We start from the raw sequence: 1,293 nt of genomic DNA, 5'->3' as shown, positions 1-1,293 counted from the left end.
GGTCCGTTCCGGACACATAGGTTACGGTTTATACCGGAGACATGGGTAACACTTTTGGCCCGAAGGGGTTTTGGAGTGGTTCGAGCCTGCATGTCTCATCGTCGAAATATCCCAAATCATAGTCCATGAAGCTAGCCAGCCAGATATGGTCCTCGACCTGTTTGATGCCGACGCTCTGGCCGGCGAAGACGAGGCTGAGGTTGATCTTCTTTCTGTTATAGCAGATGCGGCCGCAGGTAGTGACGATGACAGCCTTGTCGTGAAACGGATAATCGAGATCTGGCAGGCCGGCATAGGGTCGCGTTGAGGGTGCGTAACGCTCTGCCGGACAGTCCATGCCGAGGGCCTGGTGGGGGCGTTCTGAGTTGAACTCGTCGATGAAGTCATCGAACCTGGCCTGCTGCTGCAGAAAGTTGGCGCCTGCCGGTTTGGTGGTTTCCTTCTTCAGGGTCAGGTGCATGCGTTCATGGCGCCCGTTCTGCTGCGGGCAGCCCGGTTTGATGCGCTCGATGTCGATGCCCAGGCGCAGCCACCAGACCGACAGTTTGCTGAGATTGAACAGCGCATTGGGGCTGGCGAAGGGAACACCATTGTCGGTCCTGATCGCGCTGGGCAGGCCGAACTCCTTGAAAACCCTCTCGAACACGGTGAAGGCATAGGCTTCCTTCGTGGTCGACAGCGCCTCGCAGGCGATGAGATAGCGGCTGGCGAAGTCGGTGATCGTCAGCGGATAGCAATAGCGCCGATCGGCGAGCATGAACTCGCCCTTGTAGTCGGCACACCAAAGATCGTTGGGCCGACAGCCGTTGGAAAGCGGTGTTCCCGTCGCCCTGTTGCGCCTTCGCTTGCGGTGCTCGACCATGCCGTGTCGGTCGAGCACGGCGTGCACGGTCGAAATCGCGGGCCGGTGCACATCCGGATATAGCCGGGCCAGCCGCTCGCGTATCTTCGGCGCACCCCAAGTCGGCTTGTCTTGCTTCAGACGCACAATCAGCTTCTCGATTTGAAACGGAAGCTGATTGGCATGGCGGTAGGGCCGGCGCGATCGATCCGTCAGCCCCTCCAAGCCGCTATCATTGTAGCGCGTGAGGATCTTGTAGCCGGTCTTGCGCGAGATATCGAACTCACGGCAAAGCACGGCCATCTTCTCGCCGTCCAGCAGCCGCGCGACGAACTTCAGCCGCTCGTCCATGACGTTACACTCCTTCCAAGGCACCTTGCTCTCCTTGCAAAGGGCCGAAAGTGTAACCCATCTATCCGGAATGAACTGTCACCCATCTCTCGGGAAGGGCA

Annotated in this window: 1 protein-coding gene; it reads right to left on the bottom strand. The window is 59.0% G+C overall.

Features of this window, described 5'->3' with window-relative positions:
• Positions 1–28 precede the first annotated feature (28 nt).
• Positions 29–1,192 carry an IS481 family transposase gene (locus FJ543_RS31350; protein WP_083882946.1) on the bottom strand — a complete coding sequence of 388 codons (1,164 nt, stop codon included), beginning with the start codon at positions 1,190–1,192 and terminating at the stop codon, positions 29–31.
• Between the last annotated feature and the right edge of the window lie 101 nt (positions 1,193–1,293).

This window comes from Mesorhizobium sp. B2-5-7, from assembly GCF_006440875.1.
GTDB lineage: Bacteria > Pseudomonadota > Alphaproteobacteria > Rhizobiales > Rhizobiaceae > Mesorhizobium > Mesorhizobium australicum.
The sequence above is the reverse complement of the archived record's forward strand: the minus strand, read 5'-3'. Positions and strand labels throughout refer to the sequence as shown.